We start from the raw sequence: 18270 nt of genomic DNA, 5'->3' as shown, positions 1-18270 counted from the left end.
GACATCATGAACAAAAAGCCCCTGAGCCTGACGCAAATCGTGCTCGCGACTTCGGTCGGCAACGCGCTCGAATGGTTCGATATCGCGATCTATGCGTTTTTCGCGGTGTATATCGCGAAGAACTTCTTCCCGGCCGCGAACGAGACGGCGTCGATGCTGCTCACGTTCGGCTCGTTCGGCGCGTCGTATCTGGTGCGGCCGATAGGCGGCATGGTGCTCGGCGCATACGCCGACAAGCGCGGGCGCAAGGCTGCGTTGATGATGTCGGTGGGGCTGATGATGATCGGCACGGCGATCATCGCGGTGATTCCGCCGTATGCGTCGATCGGATTGATCGCGCCCGCGGGCGTGTTCATCGCGCGCCTGATCCAGGGCTTTTCGGCGGGCGGCGAGTTCGGGCCGTCGACGGCCATGCTGATCGAGCACGCGCCGGATCGCCGTGGCCTGCTCGCGAGCTGGCAATTCGCGACGCAGGGGCTCGCGACCTTGCTCGCGTCGATTTTCGGCTTCGCGCTCGCCAAGCTGATGCCCGCCGCCGAGCTTGCCGCATGGGGCTGGCGCATTCCGTTCTTCTTCGGCTTGCTGATCGGACCGGCGGGTCTTTTCCTGCGCCGCTATCTCGAAGACGCGGCCGATTACACCGAAGCCGAGCACACGTCGACGCCCGTGCGCGATGTATGCACGCAGCAAAAGGCGCTCCTGCTCATCTCGATCGGCGCGCTGACGGTATCGACGGCGGTGAACTATCTGCTGCAATACGTGCCGACGTTCGCGATCCGCGAACTGCATCTCGATGCATCGACGGGTTTCGCCGCGAGCACCGTCGCGGGCCTGATGCTGACGCTGGTGACGCCTTTCGCGGGGCATCTCTCGGACAGGATCGGCCGCGTGAAGCAGATGTCGACGGCGGCGCTCCTGCTCTTCGTGACGGGCTATCCGGCGTTCGCGTATGTCGTTTCGCATGTGTCGGTGGCGTCGCTGTTCGCGCTCGTCGCGTGGCTCGCGCTGCTCAAGGCGATCTATTTCGGCGCGCTGCCGGCGTTGATGTCGGAGATCTTTCCCGTGTCGACGCGCGCGACGGGCATGTCGATCGGCTACAACATCGGCGTGACGGTGTTCGGCGGCTTCACGCCCGCGATCATCATCTGGCTCCTGAGCGCGACGGGCAGTAAGGCCGCGCCGAGCTTCTACATGATGTTCACGGCGGTGATCAGTCTCGCGGCGCTCGCGGCGGTGAGCCGCGGCAAGGTGCAGATGCGAGCGGCGAGCGCGGCCGCCTGAGTCCGCTTCTCTTTTTGATACGAGCGCGCCGATTGCCGATGACATCGACAATCGGCGTTTCGCTTTGTATCGCACTGTATCCGCACCGAATCCCGACACACGGCGTTTCATAATCCGCTTTTCGCGAAACAAGCCAGATACGTCCGCGAGTTCAAATACCTCCAAGCCGAACGATTCGCAACACACGGCGAATCGCCAAGACGGCCTTCCATCAAAATTCACTGGAGGTAAATCATGAAAGTCATCCAATCGCTGATCGTCGCCGCTGCCGTCGCGCTTCCGGTTCTTTCGTTCGCTCAGTCGAATCAGCCGATCACCCGCGCCGAAGTGCGTGCGCAACTCGTCGAGCTGGAAAAGGCGGGCTACGACCCGGCAAGCGATCAGACGCAATATCCGCAAAACATCCAGGCCGCGCAAGCGCGCGTGGACGCCGCGAAGGGCCTGACGGCATACGGCGCGCCGGCGAACGGCAACGTCGCGTCGGGCACGCGTTCGGCGGATACGGATGTCATCGGACTCGGCCCGGTTTTCGCGAAGCCGTAATCGCACCGATTTAACGAATTAGAAAGCCCGGACGAAATTGCTCGTCCGGGCTCGACGCGTTTCTGTCAATAACGTATTACGCCACGGTTTCAAGGTCCCGCAGGCGATACACTCTCGCTACAAAATCCTATTTTCGACGGCATGCGACGTGCTTCGATCGGTCGAGCGCGGAAAATGGGTATCATCCATCTCCGCCCCGCGCGGATTTAGCCGAACGTAACAATGTATCGCAGTGTTTTGAGTGCGACGCCACTGATTTTCGAGGCGCTTATGCCCACAGACGTAGACAACATCACCGACGAGCAAATCGCGTCGATCGCCGATCGACTGACCGAAGAAGGTCGCAAGGTTTCTCCCTTGACGGTTTGGGCGGAGGCCGGAAACGGCTCCGTCGTCGCCATCGCGGCCGGCCTGCAGCGCTGGCGCGAGGCGCGGTCCCCGGACATGCCGCAGCAGCAGGCGCCGACCGGACTGCCCGACGACCTTGCCGAGACGCTCGTGAATGTCGCGCGGCGGCTTTGGACCGTCTCGCGCGACGAAACCGAGCGGATGTCCGGACAGCGGCTGTCCGCCGTGAGCCAGCGGCTCACGACCGCGCTTGCGGAGCGCGACGAGGCGCTCGCCGAATTCCAGAAGACCGGCGACGAGGCCGCGAAGAACCGCCAGCAAATGATGGAAATGCTGAGCGCATTGCGGGCGTCCGAGGAATCGGTCGTGCGACTGCGCGAAGAGGCCGATGCAGCCACGATGCGCGCGCAGACCGCAGAGACGCGCATCGAGGAAGCGGCGCAGCGCGCGTCGGCGGAGCGGGCCCAATTGGAAACCGTGAACGCATCGCTCGAAGAAGAGCGGCGGGCGAAAGAAGCGCTGAACGCGGCGCTGGCGGCCAAGGACGAGGACATCGCACGCATCGCGCAAGAGCGCGATCAGGCACGCGAGCAGCAGGCGAATCTGCATGCGTCGCTTGCGGGCAAGGACGAGGAGCTTGCGCGCATCGTTGACGAGCGCAATCAGGCACGGCAGCAGCACGAGCAATTGCGCGCGTCGCTTGCGAGCAAGGATGAAGAACTCGCGCGTATCGCGGAAGAGCGCGATCAGGCGCGGCAGCAGCACGAGCAGTTGAGCGCGTCGCTCGCAGGCAAGGATGAAGAACTCGCGCGTATCGCGGAAGAGCGCGATCAGGCGCGTCAGCAGCACGAGCAGTTGAGCGCGTCGCTTGCGGCCAAGGATGAAGAACTCGCGCGCATCGCCGAGGAGCGCGATCAGGCGCGTCAGCAGCATGAAGCGCTTGGCCTCGTATCGCAGGAAAAATCGGCGGAAGCCGAGCGCCTGTTGCAGGACCTCAACGCGGCGCATACGCGTGCGCAGGCCGCCGAAGCGCAGGCGAGCGAAAACCTCGCGCGCATCGCCGCGCTGGAAGCGGAACTGAACGACGCGCGCAGCGCACTGGCAGCGGAGCGCGAAAGCGCGGCTGCGCGCGGCGCGGAAGTTTCGGCGCAGCGGGAACATGCCGAGCGCATCGGCGCCGAGCTGGACGAAGCCCGCAAGCAGGTCAGCGCGCTGATGGAAGAAAAGGCCGAGCAGGGCGCGGAACTCGCGCGCGTATCGAACGATGTCAACGCGTTGCGCGAACGCGCCGAAGCCGCCGAGAGAAACGCGACCGATCTCGCGAAGCGTCTCGTCGAAAAGGAGCAGGGCGACGAGTCCGAGCTGGCATCGCTGCAGCGTCAGGTGGCGGCGCAGGCGAAGGCGCATTCGAAGGCCTACGACGACCTTCGCGCCAATGCCGAGCAGTGGGTCACGTACGCGAAGGACCTGCGCCAGCGCCTCGACGTGGCGAACGAGAAGATCCTTTTCATCGATGCCCGCAGCACCGGCGAGGTCGCGCTGATGCGGCGGCTCGCGGTCGAACTGGAGCGCCTGAAGCCCGATCACGAGCTCGTGTTCCGCGAGGCGCAGCAGAAGCTGATCGGCGACAAGATGGCGCAACAGCTCGCGCAGAAGGGCTATCGCTACGATCCGGCCACGGCGGTGATGTCGAAGATCGAAACGTGACATCCGCGTGACGATGCATACGCGGACCCTCACCGTCACCGTCGATCGCGACTGGCGCGAGCTTTACGACGCGATCTGGCGTCCGGAAGTCTTCCCGACGTGGGCGTCCGGACTGGCGCAGTCGACGCTCGAAGACATGGGCGATCACTGGCGCGCACGCGGTCCGGCAGGCGAAGTGACGATCCGCTTCACCGAGCACAACGCGTTCGGAATCATGGATCATCGCGTCGGTCTGCCGGATGGCGGCGAGGTCTACGTTCCGTTGCGCGTGTATCAGAACGGCGCGGGCGCCGAGATCGCGCTCACGCTGTTCCGCCAGCCCGGCATGTCCGATGACACATTCGCCGCCGACGCCGACTGGGTCCGCCGCGATCTCGCCGCGCTTGCGGCCCGTTACGGCAAGCGCTGATTTTCGCGTATCCCTTCCAGTCAACGCCGGCAAGCTATCATGTGGTCATTCCAAACATGCCGCACGGGCTGGAGAACCATATGGCTGGACCTCAGGAAAGCGTCAGCATGGCGTTGTTCTGTGACTTCGAGAACGTCGCGCTCGGCGTTCGCGATGCGAAGTACGAGAAATTCGATATCAGACCCGTGCTCGAACGCCTGCTGCTGAAGGGAAGCATCGTCGTCAAAAAGGCTTATTGCGACTGGGACCGCTACAAGGGCTTCAAATCGGCGATGCACGAGGCCAGCTTCGAGATGATCGAGATTCCGCACGTGCGTCAGTCCGGCAAGAATTCCGCCGATATCCGTCTCGTCGTCGATGCACTCGATCTCTGCTACACGAAAGCGCACGTCGATACGTTCGTCATCATCAGCGGCGATTCGGATTTCTCGCCGCTCGTGTCGAAACTGCGTGAGAACGCGAAGAAAGTCATCGGCGTGGGCGTGAAGCAATCGACGTCGGATCTGCTCGTCGCGAACTGCGACGAGTTCATCTTCTACGACGACCTCGTGCGCGAGCAGCAACGCGCCATCGCCAAGCGCGAACAGCGCGATGCGAAGCGCGCGTCCGACGAAGAGCGGCAACCGAAGCAGGAGATGGAATCGCGCAAGTCGCACGCGATCGCGATTACCGTCGAGACCTTCGAGGCGCTCGCATCGGAACGCGGCGAGAGCGGCAAGATCTGGGCATCGGTGCTGAAGAGCGCCATCAAGCGCCGCAAGCCGGGTTTCAGCGAGACGCAATACGGCTTTCGCGCGTTCGGCAATCTGCTCGACGAAGCGCAATCTCGCGGTCTGCTTGAAGTCGGCCGCGACGATAAATCCGGCGCGTTCGTGTTTCGTTCTGCTCACACGGCTCAGGTCGCGCCGATGGACGTGAGACCGAGCGAACCGCCAGCGGTCGCGCCCGCTAAAGAACACGAGGGAGCGGCGAACGGCCGGCGCAAGGAGAAACGCGGCGGGAGAAAGTCTGCACGCGTGGCGGCGCCCGAACCTGTGTTCGTCGTCGAAGAAGCGCCGGCGCCCGTCGAGGTCGAAACGCCCGAGCCGTCGCAGGAACACGCGTCCGCTCCCGAGCCTGCACCGAAAAAGCCCGCCGCGCCGCGCCGGTCGCGCAAGACCGCGGCGAAACGAAGCGCCGCCGCCGACGTGCCGCATGAAAGCGCCGCGCCCGTCGCCGAGCCCGATGCCGAAGCGAAGGCGGAGAAGCCATCGCGCAAGCCGTCATCGCGGGGCAACCGCTCGCGCAAGACTGCCGACAAGCCGGTCGAATCGTGATGCCACGGCGCGTCAGCCGGTACGCTGCTCCGCCGTCGCCGACGCATCTTGCTCTTGAACGCGCACGGCGGCGTGCTCTTCGGCGCGCCAGCGCTGCCGCGAGCGATACATCGTCGCGACCGCGATGCGCGCCATCTTCACCCAGCCCGAGTGACGCGGGTCCGCGAGCATGCTGAGCGCGCGCGCATAGTCGAGCGTGAGGCCGGGCGTCCAGGCCATCGTCGCAGCGCGTTTGCGAACTTGCGCGGCGACCCACAACTCGGGCGTCGTCATGATACGCACGAGCGGCTTCCATCCGCCGCCTTTGCCCCACACGCGCGCCGACGCGCCTTCGATCGCCGCTTCCAGCGCCCGCGCCACGGAACTCGAACAGTTGCGGTACGTGAGGTTGTACGTCGTGTCGCGCCGATACTCCTGCCAGAAGCGCGCGAGCCGCGCCGGATCGTAATTGCGGATACGCACCTGCTGCGTCGACGGACACCACGCCTTCGATTCCGTTTCGTAGTCCGGCTGAAAGAGGCCGGGCACGTCGTTCTCGCGCGTCGCGCGCAACGTGCGTGAGAATTCGTCCGGCGACCGGTCGATTTCGACCGCCGGATAGAGGCTGATGTACACGCCCTCGGGCGTCTCCAGCGCCGCATGGCCGGTCGAGATCGTGCCGTTCCTGTCGACGGCGGCGATATAGCGATCGATGATCAATTGCCTGCGCGGTTGCGACTTCGCCGTGCCGACGGGCGTCCACACATGCACCGTCAGCGCGGCTTCGCCGGGCGCGGGCGGGCCGTCCCAGACCGCGCCTGCGAACGATGGCGCGGCGGGCTTCGCGTCGTCGTGAGCGGAGTGGGTTGCACCGTCATCGACGGCGGGATTCGCCGCCATGCGCCGCACGCGCGCTGCGAGCAGGATCATGTTCCAGCCGCCGAAGAAAAGCCCGAACGCGACGCAATACGCGACCGTGCCCGCATAGTGATCCGGATACGGCTGATAGAAGAAGATCGCGATGGCGATCTCGAGCACGCCGCCCGCCATCGCGATACGCCATTTGCGAAAGCGGACCACGCGCGCGGAAATGATCTGGAGCGCGCCATCGACGAGAAAAAGCGTGCCGAAAATGAGCGACAGCACGAAATTGCCGTGCTCGCCGCCGAACAGCACGAGCAGCGCCGAGAGGCAGAAAGTCGCGCCCTTCACGTAGCGCAGCTTGCGCTGGCCGCCCATGCCGGTCCACGCGACGGCCAGCGTGGCGAGGCCTTCGAGCAGCATCAGCAGCACGAAGGGGACGATGGGAAAGTACAGGGAACCGTCGAGCGCGTCGATGAAGATGACGCCGCCGAGCGCGATGCTGAGCAGGCCGAGCGTCATCACCGAGCGCCAGCGCGTGCGCAGATAGTCGACGCCGAGAAGAATCATCACGAGCCGAACCATCGCTTCCTCCGTCTGGTCATTCGACGCCTCGTGCGCGACACGCGCGGCCACACACTATATAAGCCATGGACGGCGGATACGGCAAGAAGCGCAAACCCCAGACGAATGCGCGCGGCGTCATGCGTGCTGCACGACGCCGCGCGATTTTCACCTACTGCACCGCATGCTTCGCGGCATCTTCGATCACGGCCGCGACCTGCTGCGGCTTCGATTCGTACACGGAATGGCTCGCGCCCGGAATGACCGTGATGTGACTGTGCGCGCGTTCGTAGTACCAGCGTTCGAGATCCGGATTGATGATCTTGTCGCCGCCCGCCACGATGCCCCAGCTCGGTTTCGTCGTCCACGCCGCGGCGGAGAGCGGCGTCGTGAAGACTTGCGCCGCAGTCAGGATCTGCGAGCGCGATTCGAACGTCGCTTGCCTGAGCGGAAGATCGGCGGCGAAGTCTTTCGGGAAGACGGCGGGATTCAGATACGTGTAGCCGTCCGCGGTCTTTTCGACGGCGTTCGTCTGCTTCGCGAGGAAGCTCGGCGTCTTCTTGCCGAGCGCGCCTTCGTCCTCGCCGACGTTCGGCGCATGCGCCGCGACATAGACGAGCCCGGCGACGTTCGGATGCACGCCCGCTTCCGTGATGACCGACCCGCCGTAACTATGACCGACGAGAATCGTCGGACCGTTCTGCAGGTCGAGGACGCGCTTGGTCGCGGCGACGTCCGCGTCGAGCGAGGTGAGTGGCTCCTGCACCATCGTGACGTGATAGCCGTCGCGCGTCAGGATGTCGTAGACCGGCTTCCATCCCGAGCCGTCGACCCATGCGCCATGCACGAGGACGATGTTCTTGATCGGCGCATGCGTTTGCGCGGATACATTCGCCGATGCCAACACGCCAGCCGATAACGCCAGTGCCGACGCGACTTGCAAAATTCGCTTCATGAAAGACTCCGCTAGTGCGAACGATGGATCAGCTGCCGAAGAACGGCTGGCAGAAGTCGGCCGGACCGACGCACGCGTTGTTCATCGCGGCATGCTTCGACGCGCTCGCTGCCGATGCGCTCGTGCCGGTCCGTACGCCGCCATAGGCTTGCGATGCGTCGGTGTGTTGCGCGGCGATTTTGCCTTCCGCTGCCTGAATGTCCGCGGGGTAATACGGATCGCTCGCAATCGCGGGGTTATAGCCGGCTTGCTCGACGGCGACGAGATCGGCACGGACTTGAGCGCGCGTAACGGGGCCGTTCGATTGCGCGAATGCGATCGCGGGCGCGGCGAGCGTGGCGACAACGAGAGAGAGGCTGACGAGGTATTTGTTCATGATCGACTCCAAGGTGGATTGAGTGATGCGATTGATAGGGTATCCGAAATAATTGATGTTCTTCGGTTTCCCTCGATAAGGCCGTTGGTCTGCGTTCGCGTTTCGACCTTGACGACACTGTATCGGGCACGGAACGGCTCGACTACACCTACGAAGGAGCGTGCGTGCACCAACCTTCGATGCATCGATTAAACGTTCGCGTGGCGTGCGCGCCGTGAATCCAGCCGTCTGTCTGATGCACTCATACGAAGGTGTTAGTTTTCGCGGGCGCAGCCGCCGCGCGCATTAAACCTTGATATAGGCCGGCGCAACCATCGGGCAGTTGGCGCGCGATTTCGGTTTCATTACCTTGGAGTGGCGATGCCGATTCCACGCATTTCTTCGACAAGGAGCCGAACATGGCTGAAGCTGCACTCGCCCTCGATCCGTGGGCGCGAACGATCTTCCTGCTGACATCGTTGAGTGATGGCGCGAGCTTCGAAGCGCCTTCGCCGAGGCGTCCTTTCGCGCAAGGCGGCGATCAACGCGTCGCGGTAAAGCTGATCGAGCGGCCATCGAGCACGACGGCGACGATCGAATGGCGCGACTCGACGCGCTGCTGTTATGGCGATCAGGTGTGGCGTGCGATGCGCGCGCGCACCGTCGGCGTATGCGCGATGAGCGGCGTCGAGATTCGTCGCGGCGATCGTGTTTATGCGCCGAATCCGCGTCCGGTTCCGGGCAATGCGGGCGCGATGATTCTCGCGTCGGTGCTCGATGAGCTGACACCGTCCTGAACTCGTCAGACGAAATCAGTCGATGCCGACGCCCCAGAAACGCGTCATGCCGAATCGATCGATCCTGAAGCCCGTCACATTGCGCGCGACCGGCTGATAAACGGTCGCGTGCGCAATCGGCGTGAACGGAACCTGTTCCTTGAAGATTCTCTGCGCTTGCTGATAGCGCGCGGTGCGTGCATCGATATCGAGCGTGGCCCGCGCTTCCTTGATGAGATCGTCGTAGGGCTTGTAGCACCACTTCGCGAAGTTGCCGCCCTTCACGGCGTCGCAGCCGAGGAGCACGCCGAGCCAGTCGTCCGGATCGCCATAATTGCCGCTCCATCCGATGAGTAGCGCGTCATGCTCGCCGGCGCGCGCACGGCGTACGTACTCGCCCATTTCGTACGTGACGATCTCCGCCTGCACGCCGATCTTCGCCCAGTCCGCCTGAATCATCTCCGCCATGAGCCGCGCGTTCGGGTTGTACGCGCGTTGCACCGGCATCGCCCATAGCCTGAGTTTGAGTCCGTTCGCGTGACCCGCTTGCGCGAGCAACGCTTTCGCGCGTGCCGGATCGTACGGCGCGTCGCGAATGCCGAAGTCGTAGCCCCATTGCATCGGCGGCATCGGATTGGTTGCGGCGCGCGCGGTGCCTTGATAGACGGCGTCGAGTATCGCGTGCTTGTCGATCGACATGTCGAGCGCGCGGCGCACGGTCACGTCGTCGAGCGGCGCTCTGGACGTGTTGTAGGCGAGATAGCCCAGATTGAAGCCCGGCTGATTCACGTCTTGCAGGCGCGCGTCTTTCCTGATCGACGCGATGTCGGCGGGACGCGGATAGCTCATCACCTGACATTCGCCCTGCCTGAGCTTTTGCAGGCGCACCATCGGATCGGTGGTGATCGCGAACGTCAGCGATTTCAGCCGGACGACGTTCGCCTTCCAGTATTGCGTGTTGCCCGCGAAGCGGATCGTCGCGTCTTTCGCGTAGTCGATAAACACGAAAGGACCGGTGCCGACCGGATGCCAGTTGATGTCGCTCGCGCGGCCCGCGGCGAGCAGCTTGTCGGCGTATTCGCGCGAGAGTATCGACGCGAAGGGCATCGCCATTTTCTGCAGGAAAGGCGCATCGATTCGTGCGAGCGTGAAGCGCACCGTATAGGGATCGGGCGCGTCGATGCGCTCGATGTTCGTCGCGAGACCGAGGTCGCGGAAATACGGAAACGACACGGGATAAGCGCGGCGAAACGGATGCTGTGCATCGCGCATGCGTTCGAACGTGAACACGACGTCGTCGGCGTTGAATTCGCGCGTCGGCGTGAAGTAGCCAGTCGTATGAAACTTGACGCCGTGGCGCAGATAAAACGTGTATTGAAGGCCATCCGGTGAGCGTTCCCACGACTGCGCGAGCCCCGGCTCGATATCGCCGTTTTCCCGATCGAACTCCACGAGCCGGTTGTAGACGGTATAGCCCGCCGCGCTCGCTTCGATCGACGACGTGAATTGCGCATCGTCGAATCCGGCGGGGCTGGCTTCGGAGCAGTACACGAGGCTTTTGTCGGGCACGCGCTGCTGCGCGGCGGCGAAATCGGCGATGCAGGCTTGCGCGACCAGCAGCGCATGAATCGCCCGCCATGCGTGCTTGCTTTTGCCTGTCATATGCGTGGCCTCGCAGTGTGCCGATGGCGAATGCAGTATAGGCAGCGCAGCACGCTCTTACAATTTGCGCACGGCATGCGCGCTTCGCATGACGAACGTTCGACCATCGCGCATGAGCGCGCGAGTCGGTATAGCATGCATCGCATGAAGATACTGTTGACCGGACCGGTGGGGCTGTTTCGCGAGGGCGTCGCGGCGCTCCTGCGGGGATTCGCGCAGGATGCCGAAGTGCACGCGGCCGACCGTCTTCCCGATCGATGGCCGGACGAACGCAAGCCCGATTGCATCGTCATGGACGGCGATCGTCTGAACGATGTCCGCGCGCAACTCGACGCCGCGCGCGAACGTGTCGGAACGACGCCCGTGATCGTGCTGTTGAGCATGGCCACGCGCGAGCAAGTCGATGAACTGATCGCGACGGGCGTCGCCGGATGTGTCGAGAAATCCGCTTCGGCAGAGCTTCTTTTTGGTGCGATCGGTCTCGTGCTGGCAGGCGGCGTTTCGCTGCCGCGCTCGCTGCTTTCGTCGGAGAGAAGCGAATTGCGCATGCGGTCCGGAAACGTCGCGCCGGACCCGAACCTGCATCTGACGCCGCGTCAGCTCGAAGTGCTCGCGCTGCTCGCGCGCGGACGCTCCAACAAGACGATCGCGCGCGAACTCGATGTCGCCGAGGCCACGGTCAAGACGCATCTCACGACGATATTCAAGGCGCTGAACGTATCGAGCCGTGGCGAAGCCAGCGCGGTTGCGGCGCGCATGGCGAAGATCCGCGAGACGCAGGTCGATCACGCCATCAGCGGTCAGCTTCCGGTCGCGCGCCTGCTCGCCAGAATGGAAAGCCAGCGTTTCCGGCCCGGCGAAGTGCTGTTTCGCAAAGGCGATCCGAGCGGCCAGATGTTCTACGTCGAGAAGGGCACGGTGCGGCTTTCGGAGCTCGGCATCGAACTGGGCGCGGGCACGGTCCTCGGCGAAATCGGGCTCTTTTCGCCGGAGCATCGGCGCACGTCGACGGTGATCTGCAAGACGGACTGCGAGATGCGAACCGTTTCCGCCGCCGATGCCATTCGGCTCTACTATCAGGAGCCCGAATTCGCGCTTTATCTGGTGCAGCTCATCGCGAGCCGGCTGCAGGCCGACAAGGATCGAGGCGCTTAGGAACGCTTCCGTACATAGTGCGGAAAAGGCGCCTTGCTATTCACCGATGCAATGACTACGTTATGGTGTGCGGCAGACATTTCGTGACCCGAAACATCGGACGCGAGTAAAAGATGCCGGGCGTCGCGGCCATTCAAATCATCATCAAACACCGCGCGAGACCCGCGTCTGCCGTCCTGCTGCGCTTGATGCGATCTCGGTGAGAGCATGGGCCATCCGTTATCGAACGGACGCGCCGTCGATCGGTCTTGAAAGTATGAACGCGGAACTTGCCGGTACGGCCAATGTGTTGCAACGCGTCGTGCGTACGATCCTGTTCGCCGATCTCGTCGAGTCGTGCCGGCTCGCCGAAGCGGACGAAGCGGGAACGGCCGCGCGCTGGCGCAATCTGCGCGCGGTCATTGAAAACCGCATCGTGCCGGAGCATCAGGGGCGGCTGATCCGCACCGAAGGTGACGGCCTCATGATGCTGTTCGAGCACGCGTTGCCGGCGGCGCGTTGCGCGCTCGACATTCAGGCGGCGTGCAGGGCGAGCGCGGCCGATCGCGGCGACGGCAACGCCGCGGCCGAGCCGCTCATGTTGCGCGAGAGTCTGCACGAGACCGAGCTTTTCGCGGACGAGCGCGACGTCTACGGACGCGGCGTGAATCTGGCCGCGCGTCTCTACAACCTCGCCGGACCCGGCGAAATCGTGATGTCGGATTGCGTGCAGGCGCGGCTCGCGGGCGTTTTCGACGCGTGCATCGAGGATCTCGGCGAGTGTCATCTGCGGCATCTGGCGCATCCGGTGCACGCGTTCCGTCTCGGCGGACCGGGGCCGCGTCCGGTGATCGCGCCGAACGCCATCGGCGCGGCGGTGCTGCGGCCTTCGATCGCGGTGATTCCGTTCGCGTCGCGCTGCCTCGACGCGAGCCATGACGTGCTCGGGGAGATTCTTGCCGACGACATCATCATCGGTCTCTCGGGCAGCGACGAACTGCGCGTGATCTCTCGGCTATCCACGAGCGCGTTGCGTGACCGGAGCGCGAACGCGTCGCAGGCGGGCGCGCTGCTCGATGCGCGCTACGTGCTGTCGGGCGCGTATCGCACGCATGGCGGCAAGATCGTGCTCGCCGTCGAACTCGCCGATACCAAACTCGCTTGCGTCGTCTGGGGCGAAACGCTCACCGACAGCATCGACGCCGTCATCGCGGGCGAAAGCACGCTCGTCGCGCACATTCATACGTCGGTTGGCACGCGGATCGTGGCGCACGAGCTCGAACGCACGCGCAGCCAGTCGCTGCCGACGCTCGAAAGCTCGACCTTGCTGCTCGGCTCGATTGCGCTGATGCATCGCGGCGTGCGCGACGAATTCGAGCGCGCCGGCCAGATGCTCGACGTGCTCGCGGAACGCGCGCGCGGCCAGGCGACGCCTTACGCATGGCTCGCGAAATGGCACGTGCTGCGCTTCAATCGCGGCTGGACGACGGACCGCGTCGGCGAGGCGCATTCCGCGCTCGCCTGCTCGCGGCGCGCGCTCGACGCCGATTCGCGCTCGTCGATGGCGCTCGCGGTCGAAGGTTTCGTCCGCACGAATCTGCTCAAGCAGCTCGATGCCGGCGAGGATTGCTACGAGCGCGCGCTGGAGGCGAATCCCAACGATTCGCTCGCGTGGCTGCTCAAGGGAACGCTTCATGCATTCAAGGGCGAGGGCGACGAAGCCGTCGCGGCGACGGGACATGCGCTCGCGCTCTCGCCGCTCGATCCGCTGAAGAGTTTCTACGAGTCGCTCTGCGCGACGGCGGCGCTTTCCGCGCGCCAGTACGAGCGCGTGATCGAACTCGCGGAGCATTCGCTGCGCAACGGGCCGAATAACACGTCGACCTTGCGCGCGCTCGCGATCGCGCAGGCGGAACTCGGTCTCGTCGACGATGCGCGGCTCACGATCCGCAAGGTGCTCGCGATCGAGCCGCATCTCACCGTGCGCGGCTTTCTGGAGCGTTCGCCGAGCGCGGCGTTCGAGACGGGCCGCATCTGGTCGGACGCGCTGCGGCGCGCGGGTTTGCCGTTGCAGTAGCCCGCAGGCATTCCTGACGAAGCAAAGAGGTGAACAAATGGCGACTCTCGGCGGAGTGGGCGGCGTAGGCGGCGTAGGTGGCGTGGGCGGAGTGGGCGGCGTGGGCGGCGTGGGCGGCGTCGGAGGAGTGGGAGGCGTCGGCGGAGTCGGCAGCGCCGACATGCTCGGCGGCGCCGAATCGCAGACGATGGGTCTCATCGGCCATCGCGACGGCATCTGCGGGCCGTGGCAGCCGGGTCAGCCGTTTGCGATCAATCCCGAAGAGGACGAATTCCGGACGGACGCGAACGGCAATCCCGTTCGCAATCTCGACGACAACGGCCAGCTCTGGCGCTGGGACGACTGGGTGCGGGCGAGCGTGTTCGACTTCGAACTGGTGTCGAATCTCGCCTTCACGCTCTCGCCAAAGGATGCGGAAGAGGAGGCTGGCGGGACCGGCGTGACGCTGTGGGATCGCGGTTTCAGGATCGACCCGAACGACACCGCGCCCAAGTTCGATCCGCCCAAGCTGATCGTTCAGATGCATCGGCCGGGCAAGGACGTGTTCGTCAAGCAGCTCACGTTCATGGATCGCTACTCCGACCTGCGCGCCGAACGGGCCAACGAAACGCTGCTGCAGATGGGACCGCAAGCAGCCTTCTGGAGCTCGATTCTTTTCCTGAGTCCGCAGCGCACGCCGAAGACGCTCGAACTGCTCGCGACGGCGGTGCGTTTCGCGATCGCCGTGGAAATGCGTTTCAAGCACGCGCTCGCGTGCAGCCGCGCGATCGACTATTCGCCGCAAGTTCAGCCGATGATCCCGACGCCCGGCCACGGCTCGCTGCCGAGCGGACATTCGACGCAGGCGTACATCGTCGCGGGCGTGATGAACGATTTCTTCCGAGATTTACGCAACGCGCCGATGGCGACCGGCGCGCAGCCGTCGACGGCGCTGCACACGCAGCTTTACGCGCAGGCGCGGCGCGTCGCGCTCAACCGCACGATCGCGGGCGTGCACTTCCCGGTGGACACGGCGGCGGGGCATCTGCTCGGGACGACGCTCGCGGAGTATTTCGTGCATCGCTGCAAGATCGACGGCGATCGGGGCACCTTCACGCCGCGCACGTTCCGGGGCGACCAGTTCGACGGCGAAGAGGACTTCAACGATCAGGAGCCGCTCCTCTGGCCCGCCAACGCCACCGCCGCGCAGCAGACCGATCCGCCGACGATGGTGTCGCCCGATTACCCGCATATCTGGCTCGGCAAGCCGAAGCCGACGGGCGCAGGTTCGCCGATTCTCGCCTGGCTATGGAACGAGGCGAAGAACGAGTGGAACGGCAAGGGCTTGAGCGGAAATCGCGTGCCGACATGAACGCGATCTGGCAGGTCCATTCGGATGCCACGCCGCTGCTGGACGAAACCGAAGCCGGCGTGCTGGGCGTAACGCGCGCCGATCCATACCTCGTGTGGGCCGTTCTCACGCGATTCGCAGACCTGGGCGGCCCGCCGCCGGGCTTCGTTCCGATCGCCATCGAGACGGCGCAGGGCACGACGGCGCGCAAGCTCGCCGAGACGGTGCAGGGCAAGAGCGGGATATGGATGTCGGCGCTCTATCGTCATCCGGCCGCGGGTCTCGAAAACACGCGCTTTTGCACCGCATTCGTGACGGCGGCGTTTCTCGATCATCTGAAGACCGATCTCGCCGGCATGATCGAGCGCTTCACGCTCGCGATGCCGGTGCTGGCCGGCGAGCCGCCGCGCAGCGATCCCGTGCCGGTCACGAATCAGGACAAGCTCGCTCACGCGCCGCATCGCCATGGCGCGCCCAAGGTCGTCGTGGTCGGCGCATGCGACGACGCCATCGCGTTCGCGCACGCGCATTTTTACGCCGATGCGGCCGGCACGGACTCGCGCGTGCGCTGTTTCTGGAATCAGGACGATCCGGCCAACGACGCGCAAGGGCTCGGATACGGGCGCGAGTTCCTCTCGGCGGACATTCACAAGCGGATGAACGACGTGCGGCGCGACGGCGTAATCGACGAAGAGGCGCTCTATCGCGATGCGGGCGCGACGGCGCTCGCCCGCGGATGGACGCACGGCACCGCGACGCTGGACCTCGCCGCGGGCGTCGATTTGCGGCGGCCCGATCTTTCGGCGCCGAATCCGAATCGAGCGCCGGATCCGCCGCCCGAACTGGTCGCCGTGCAATTCCGTCAGCCGGGCCGGACCGTGCGCGACACGTCCGGCCTCTGGCTCGACGCGCAGGCGCTCGATGCGTTGCGCTACATCATCGCGCGCACGCGGGACATCGCCGGCGATGTGAGCCGCGCGTTCATCAATATGAGCTATGGCTATTTCGCCGGTCCGCACGACGGCACGTCGATGCTCGAATGCGCGATGGACGAGCTCTCGCAAACGCAAGCCTGCTCGATCACGCTCCCGGCGGGCAACAGCAATCTCGACCGCTGTCACGGCACGCTGTCCATCGCAAAGGACGCGACAAAAGAACTGCGCTGGCGCGTGTTGCCCGAGTGTCTGACGCCGAGTTTCGTCGAAATCTGGCTGCCCGATATAGGAGATTCGAACATCGAAGTCGCGGTGCGGCCGCCCGGCGGCGGCGCGAGCGCGGGAATCCAGCCCGGCAGCGTCGCCGCCTGGACGCTCGGCAGCGAGCGCCTGTGCACGGTCGTGCATCTCGGCCGCGGCGCGCGCGGCAAACCGCCGATGATTCTCGTCGCGCTCGCGCCGACGATGACGCGCGACCCGAACCGGCGTCCCGCGCCGAGCGGCGACTGGATGATCGAGCTGAAGAATGCCAACCAGAACAGTGACATCGAAGTCCAAGCCTGGGTGCAGCGCAACGAGACGCCCTTCGGCTTCCCCGTACGCGGACGCCAGTCCCGCTTCGACGACGATGCTTACGTGCGCTTCGACAAATACACCGCGCCGCAGGACTACGACGGCCCCAATCCGCCGAGCTGGATCCGTCGCGAGGGCACGCTCAGTTCGATCGCGACGGGCTTTCAGACGTGCGTCGTCGGCGGCTATCGCAAGCAGGACCTGGCCACCGCGCCGTACTCCTCGTCGGGCTTCGACCGCGCGGGCAAGCCGCCCGATCGCGCCGGGCCCGACGTGGCCGCCGTATCGGATCGCTCGATCATCCGCAAAGGCGTGATGGCGGCGGGCACGCGCAGCGGCTCGGCGCTTGCGTTCGAGGGCACGAGCGCCGCCGCGCCGCAAATCCTGCGCAAGATCGCCGTGTCGCCGCCCCAGGGCGCCACCTTTTCGACGACGCCCCGTCAAGACACGCGCAACAAGGCGACGTTGCAGACGATCACGTCCGCCGGCGTCACCGAGCAAGGCCGCAAGCTCGACGCGGACGAGCGGGGCCGGCGCGTGTCGCAGGGCAACGTCGGCGCGGGCATCGTGAAAACGCCGCCGACGGACATCGAAGACCGCTGACGCCCGCTCATTCGTGCGCTTCTAGCGCGAGCAGATTCAGCACGATCAGGATCGCGTCGCGGTTCTCCGGCGCGATCGCGATGCCGAGCGTGTCCTCCATCCAGCGGCCGATTTTCGTCGCGGCGAAGGATCTCGGCGTCGCTTTCTTCTTCATCGTCACGCCGAGCTTGCGGGCGCGATAGTGATACGACGGCACCTCGTACCGGTCCGCGACGGCCTTGAGCCCGCCCTTGCGTTCGCCGCACGCGCCGAGACTCCCCGCGAGGACGATCCGGTCCGGCGCATCGAGCGCCGCGACGAACGCGCGCGCGAGACCGCGCACGTCCGCCTCGCTCAGACCGAATTCGGCGAGCGCGGCTGCCACCGGATCGTCGGGAGCGTGCGCGCGCGAATCGACTTCGGCCTGCACGCCGTCGATCTCGATCGACAGATTGCGCTGCAGGCTCGCGCTGCGCAGACAGTCGATCAGGAAGCGGCGAAAGTACGCGCACAGCGCATGCGCCGTGGACGGCGCGCTCTCCGGCGACGCGTGCGACGGACGCTGCTCGAAGTCGAGCCGCAACACGCGCGAGAAGAAGAATTGCGAGATCAGCTCCTCCTTGTCCTCGGGCAGTCCGCGCAACTCCGACGGGTAATAGCCGCGCAGCGCCGCCAACACCAGCTTGTAGATCTGGCCGATTTCGCTGTCGGAGAGACTCGTCCGGCGATGCCACAGTTCGGCGAGCGTCGACGTTTCGAGCGCGAAGGCGCTTGCGTCGCGATGAGTCAGCGCGTCCATGATGACGCTCCCGTTCCCCTGAATCCTCTGTGCGTGAACATGGCCCCTCCTGCGTTTGCTGCGCCGCCCGGCGCGTGGCCCGAG

Annotated in this window: 15 protein-coding genes; 10 read left to right on the top strand and 5 right to left on the bottom strand. The window is 65.0% G+C overall.

The genetic code is table 11. The features are described 5' to 3' along the window. The first annotated feature begins 3 nt into the window (after nucleotides 1-3). From NCS00_RS22850 to NCS00_RS22830, 5 genes are all read left to right on the top strand, one after another. On the top strand, nucleotides 4-1281 hold the full coding sequence (locus NCS00_RS22850; protein ID WP_250441077.1) for an MFS transporter: 1278 nt from the start codon (nucleotides 4-6) through the stop codon (nucleotides 1279-1281). A 234-nt stretch (nucleotides 1282-1515) separates the two neighbouring features. Next, nucleotides 1516-1824, top strand: a complete 309-nt coding sequence (locus NCS00_RS22845) for a DUF4148 domain-containing protein (RefSeq protein ID WP_008348405.1) — start codon at nucleotides 1516-1518, stop codon at nucleotides 1822-1824. A gap of 270 nt (nucleotides 1825-2094) precedes the next feature. After that, nucleotides 2095-3879, top strand: coding sequence for a DNA-binding protein (locus NCS00_RS22840; protein ID WP_250441051.1), 1785 nt, complete (start codon nucleotides 2095-2097; stop codon nucleotides 3877-3879). Between the two features lie 13 nt (nucleotides 3880-3892). Beyond that, entirely contained in the window at nucleotides 3893-4288 is a 396-nt protein-coding gene (locus tag NCS00_RS22835) for an SRPBCC family protein (protein ID WP_250441050.1), read from the top strand. 80 nt (nucleotides 4289-4368) lie between these two features. Further along, nucleotides 4369-5604, top strand: coding sequence for an NYN domain-containing protein (locus NCS00_RS22830; RefSeq protein ID WP_035473587.1), 1236 nt, complete (start codon nucleotides 4369-4371; stop codon nucleotides 5602-5604). A gap of 12 nt (nucleotides 5605-5616) precedes the next feature. Here NCS00_RS22830 and NCS00_RS22825 read toward each other — a convergent pair whose 3' ends face one another. From NCS00_RS22825 to NCS00_RS22815, 3 genes are all read right to left on the bottom strand, one after another. Then, nucleotides 5617-7029 (bottom strand): HdeD family acid-resistance protein, encoded by a 1413-nt coding sequence (locus NCS00_RS22825; protein WP_033536287.1) that lies wholly within the window; start codon nucleotides 7027-7029, stop codon nucleotides 5617-5619. A 151-nt stretch (nucleotides 7030-7180) separates the two neighbouring features. After that, a complete protein-coding gene (locus tag NCS00_RS22820) occupies nucleotides 7181-7963 on the bottom strand; it encodes an alpha/beta hydrolase (protein ID WP_175981129.1) in 783 nt (260 codons plus the stop codon). Between the two features lie 28 nt (nucleotides 7964-7991). Further along, nucleotides 7992-8339, bottom strand: a complete 348-nt coding sequence (locus tag NCS00_RS22815) for a DUF4148 domain-containing protein (protein ID WP_008348393.1) — start codon at nucleotides 8337-8339, stop codon at nucleotides 7992-7994. Nucleotides 8340-8737: 398 nt separating this feature from the next. Here NCS00_RS22815 and NCS00_RS22810 point away from each other — a divergent pair, with 398 nt between their 5' ends. Continuing rightward, complete coding sequence (locus tag NCS00_RS22810; RefSeq protein ID WP_008348391.1) at nucleotides 8738-9115, top strand: DUF3331 domain-containing protein; 378 nt, start codon at nucleotides 8738-8740, stop codon at nucleotides 9113-9115. Between the two features lie 15 nt (nucleotides 9116-9130). Here NCS00_RS22810 and NCS00_RS22805 read toward each other — a convergent pair whose 3' ends face one another. After that, on the bottom strand, nucleotides 9131-10756 hold the full coding sequence (locus NCS00_RS22805; RefSeq protein WP_250441049.1) for an ABC transporter substrate-binding protein: 1626 nt from the start codon (nucleotides 10754-10756) through the stop codon (nucleotides 9131-9133). Between the two features lie 144 nt (nucleotides 10757-10900). Between NCS00_RS22805 and NCS00_RS22800 the strand changes: the two genes are divergently transcribed. The 4 genes from NCS00_RS22800 (at nucleotide 10901) to NCS00_RS22785 (ending at nucleotide 17408) form a co-directional block, all read left to right on the top strand. Further along, nucleotides 10901-11911 carry a LuxR C-terminal-related transcriptional regulator gene (locus NCS00_RS22800; RefSeq protein WP_250441048.1) on the top strand — a complete coding sequence of 337 codons (1011 nt, stop codon included), beginning with the start codon at nucleotides 10901-10903 and terminating at the stop codon, nucleotides 11909-11911. 256 nt (nucleotides 11912-12167) lie between these two features. Then, complete coding sequence (locus tag NCS00_RS22795; RefSeq protein WP_250436710.1) at nucleotides 12168-13967, top strand: adenylate/guanylate cyclase domain-containing protein; 1800 nt, start codon at nucleotides 12168-12170, stop codon at nucleotides 13965-13967. 37 nt (nucleotides 13968-14004) lie between these two features. Then, nucleotides 14005-15318 (top strand): phosphatase PAP2 family protein, encoded by a 1314-nt coding sequence (locus NCS00_RS22790; RefSeq protein WP_250441047.1) that lies wholly within the window; start codon nucleotides 14005-14007, stop codon nucleotides 15316-15318. After that, nucleotides 15315-17408, top strand: coding sequence for a S8/S53 family peptidase (locus NCS00_RS22785; protein WP_250441046.1), 2094 nt, complete (start codon nucleotides 15315-15317; stop codon nucleotides 17406-17408). The genes NCS00_RS22790 and NCS00_RS22785 overlap by 4 nt, the downstream gene beginning before the upstream one ends. Before the next feature lie 7 nt (nucleotides 17409-17415). On the opposite strand, the gene NCS00_RS22780 is transcribed toward NCS00_RS22785, so the two are convergent. Further along, nucleotides 17416-18186 carry a hypothetical protein gene (locus NCS00_RS22780; RefSeq protein ID WP_250441045.1) on the bottom strand — a complete coding sequence of 257 codons (771 nt, stop codon included), beginning with the start codon at nucleotides 18184-18186 and terminating at the stop codon, nucleotides 17416-17418. Nucleotides 18187-18270 lie beyond the last annotated feature (84 nt).

The sequence above is a fragment of the Caballeronia sp. AZ1_KS37 genome (assembly GCF_023631165.1).
Lineage (GTDB): Bacteria > Pseudomonadota > Gammaproteobacteria > Burkholderiales > Burkholderiaceae > Caballeronia > Caballeronia zhejiangensis.
This window is presented reverse-complemented; position numbering and strand designations above follow the sequence as displayed.

Excerpts from the sequence above, each read along its gene's own strand:
- NCS00_RS22845 (WP_008348405.1), top strand. The coding sequence starts at position 1,516 with ATGAAAGTCATCCAATCGCTGATCGTCGCCGCTGCCGTCGCGCTTCCG.
- NCS00_RS22840 (WP_250441051.1), top strand. The coding sequence starts at position 2,095 with ATGCCCACAGACGTAGACAACATCACCGACGAGCAAATCGCGTCGATC.
- NCS00_RS22835 (WP_250441050.1), top strand. The coding sequence starts at position 3,893 with ATGCATACGCGGACCCTCACCGTCACCGTCGATCGCGACTGGCGCGAG.
- NCS00_RS22830 (WP_035473587.1), top strand. The coding sequence starts at position 4,369 with ATGGCTGGACCTCAGGAAAGCGTCAGCATGGCGTTGTTCTGTGACTTC.
- NCS00_RS22825 (WP_033536287.1), bottom strand. The coding sequence starts at position 7,029 with ATGGTTCGGCTCGTGATGATTCTTCTCGGCGTCGACTATCTGCGCACG.
- NCS00_RS22820 (WP_175981129.1), bottom strand. The coding sequence starts at position 7,963 with ATGAAGCGAATTTTGCAAGTCGCGTCGGCACTGGCGTTATCGGCTGGC.
- NCS00_RS22815 (WP_008348393.1), bottom strand. The coding sequence starts at position 8,339 with ATGAACAAATACCTCGTCAGCCTCTCTCTCGTTGTCGCCACGCTCGCC.
- NCS00_RS22810 (WP_008348391.1), top strand. The coding sequence starts at position 8,738 with ATGGCTGAAGCTGCACTCGCCCTCGATCCGTGGGCGCGAACGATCTTC.
- NCS00_RS22805 (WP_250441049.1), bottom strand. The coding sequence starts at position 10,756 with ATGACAGGCAAAAGCAAGCACGCATGGCGGGCGATTCATGCGCTGCTG.
- NCS00_RS22800 (WP_250441048.1), top strand. The coding sequence starts at position 10,901 with ATGAAGATACTGTTGACCGGACCGGTGGGGCTGTTTCGCGAGGGCGTC.
- NCS00_RS22795 (WP_250436710.1), top strand. The coding sequence starts at position 12,168 with ATGAACGCGGAACTTGCCGGTACGGCCAATGTGTTGCAACGCGTCGTG.
- NCS00_RS22790 (WP_250441047.1), top strand. The coding sequence starts at position 14,005 with ATGGCGACTCTCGGCGGAGTGGGCGGCGTAGGCGGCGTAGGTGGCGTG.
- NCS00_RS22785 (WP_250441046.1), top strand. The coding sequence starts at position 15,315 with ATGAACGCGATCTGGCAGGTCCATTCGGATGCCACGCCGCTGCTGGAC.
- NCS00_RS22780 (WP_250441045.1), bottom strand. The coding sequence starts at position 18,186 with ATGGACGCGCTGACTCATCGCGACGCAAGCGCCTTCGCGCTCGAAACG.